The 2654-nt window shown below is 44.1% G+C and carries 3 protein-coding genes; all 3 read right to left on the minus strand.

Annotation, left to right across the window (positions count from 1 at the left end):
• On the minus strand, window positions 1–241 hold a 241-nt coding region (locus tag JCM12308_RS27335; RefSeq protein WP_164845390.1), incomplete at its 3' end, for a hypothetical protein.
• Window positions 242–748: 507 nt separating this feature from the next.
• A complete protein-coding gene (locus JCM12308_RS27340) occupies window positions 749–1240 on the minus strand; it encodes a hypothetical protein (protein WP_054785758.1) in 492 nt (163 codons plus the stop codon).
• On the minus strand, window positions 1241–2654 hold a 1414-nt coding region (locus tag JCM12308_RS27345), incomplete at its 5' end, for an RHS repeat-associated core domain-containing protein (RefSeq protein WP_164845391.1).

Consider the following 2654-nt stretch of genomic DNA (forward strand, 5'->3'; position numbering starts at 1 on the left):
AGGGCTCCAGACCATGGTATTGGGGCACTTCGATGGGCACCTTTTGGGTCAAGGCGCCAAAGCTGCTGGTGTGCTGGGTATAGGTTTTATCCGGAGAGACGAGACGATCGTTTTCCAGTGCGACACTGGCCGGGCTATTAAGGACCATAGCGGTGCATAGCGCGGTAAGAAACACCGCTTTTGGCTTGCGGCCAGATGCCTGGCCAGCAAGATGATGATCACGGGAGTATTTGGAAAACATAGTCAGCCCAACCATTAGAAACTGGTTGAGGCTGTAGATTTATCCCGTCCCTTTCAAGGGATTAAAAGACGCAGATCCAGCCCATGATCGCGATGCATGAGCTGGAGTATCGATCTGATGGCAAAATTGGTGAATTGACATGTCAAAACACGCAATTTTGCTGAAGCAAATTCAGTAGATAGCGAAGTGTTTGTAGAAGTTTATTTTAGTTACCTACCAAGCATCATAAATGCCTTTGCTGTATCTTCATTGTAGATCTAGTCTAATTTTTCTACCTATATCTACACTCTGGATAAACCAGTTGTGGTATTAACGATAGGATTATATCTTTGCAATCCAACTAATAAAGTATTCCTTCATGAGCCAAGATTATTTGCTTTTTGTACCGTTTCATCTAAGGTTTTGAGACCTGGCAAAGCAGCCGCAGTTGCTCAATCAACTATTAAATCTCTATGAATAGTGAAGGCAGATACCTTCTTAATAGACCCAATAGATCTGAATATAATTTTAGCTATCTGGAAAGGACAAGTTTCGATATTTTTTCAGAGCATTTTTTAACTGTTGGTAAAAGGCCTCAAATTCTATTAAATAATTGAATTGAATATCGCTTTCTTCGCAGGAAATTTCTAGTTTGCCGGATTTTGATGCTAAGTAAACATCTGGAACGTCCTGCCCTCTGAAACCAAATCTAAAGCAATGTCTTTCTCGATATTGGTAAATGATTTCATACAGCTCATCTGAGTTGTCATCATCAGTCAAATTGTCAAATAGACAACCTATATTGCTAGCAACTGATTTACTCATATCTTGTGGTAAGGGGAAGCTCTCTGTTCTTACGATATGCTCATTATCAAAAAACCAGTTAAAATCGCCTTCTCTTTCAATATATACATGAAATGAGTTTGAGACACCATTGTCGAAAAGAAAGCTCAGCTTTGCTAAACCACTCGCATTAGTGAAACCTAATGCAGGCAAACATGAAATTACTAAGTTACACATTTACTTTCCCCTTCTTAACTTTTTAAACTGATTTTTGTTAATTATGCCGCGATTTTGCAACTCTTTTAGTACTGAGTTTGGAGCTTGATTACCGGGTATTTGATAGCCATGCCAACCACCAGCATTGTCCGGCTGAAATTCGTATAAATTTCCATTGTAAAAGCCATACCTTTGTTTTCCGCCCGAGATTGCTCCATCCAGGACTGCCTGAGCGGTGGCGTCATCTAAGTCCATGTAACTTCCCCACCCACCTTTTAGATGTTTAGGACTTGGGACGTACTTTAGAGGTTTGGTTAGTAAATCAGCAGCAGGAAGTAACCCGAAGGTTGCCAAGCTAAAATCAAATAAGCTTTCTACTTCGTAAAATGCTTTGGCGTCACCTAAAATAGGTATGAAGTCTGCAATCAGTCCATATGTACCATCAACTCGAGCTTTATGTATGCGGTTTTGTGCTCGGTATATTCTACTGTCTGTGACGGGGTCTTTGCGCCAGTTTGTCTCAAATCGATCTTTTTTACGTTTGTTTAAGCGTGCGTAGTCTCCTCCGTTTCCTCGATAACTGTCGTAATCATAACTTCTGTCATTGCGGTCAGAGTATGCGTTTCTACTTCTTTGGAAATCATTGTATTCGCGAGTGGTGCTAGCCCCAGTTGTAATTCCTTTAGTTCCAATTTCATTGAAGTCATCAATTCTATTGCCCGTTGGGTCTTTAAAAATGATTGGGTTGTTGAGTGCATAGCTGTATCGGTTGGTTCCGACATATGGATCAGTTGGACCCAACCAATCAGACTGTATGAAGCGAGCCAGATCAGCATCGTAATAACGGGCATTGAGATAAGTTAGGCCGGTTTCTGGATCATCGCGTTCACCAATCCAACCCTTGCTTTCACGCGGTGTATCAGCTGCCTGCTGAACATCTGTACGCTTGCCATAAGGCTGATAGCGACTAACCGCGGCAATAGATCCGGCACTGTTGGTCAGCATGCGGACCGAAGACATGTGATCGCGGTGGATCCAGTTGGTGGTGGTGCCCACACGGCGCACGGAACCATCCAGATGTTTGATCACCGTGCCATCGGGCAGGATCTCTTCATCATTGCCCAGATATAGGGTGGTCTGACCTCCAGAGATCTTTTTTAAGCGCGCCCCATCAGGTCCATAAACATACTGGGTGGTCACCCCGCCCATGGTCACTGAGATCGGACGATCTTTGCCATCATAGGTGATTGTCCGGCCCTTACCGGAGACCATGTTGCCGTTGCCATCATAAGAAAAGGTCCAGGACCCGGCCTTGGTGGGAGCATGCGGACGGGCAGCTGTTGGCGTAGGATATGAGTAGGTGCCAACATCACTCTTAGAGAGCAGATTGCCAGAGGGGCTATAGGTAAAGCTGCGGGTCAGGGCACTGTTGCCC

The sequence above is a fragment of the Pseudovibrio denitrificans JCM 12308 genome, from assembly GCF_001310815.1.
Lineage (GTDB): Bacteria > Pseudomonadota > Alphaproteobacteria > Rhizobiales > Stappiaceae > Pseudovibrio > Pseudovibrio denitrificans.

Coding starts and splice junctions, on each gene's coding strand:
- JCM12308_RS27340 (WP_054785758.1), bottom strand. CDS start 1,240: ATGTGTAACTTAGTAATTTCATGTTTGCCTGCATTAGGTTTCACTAAT.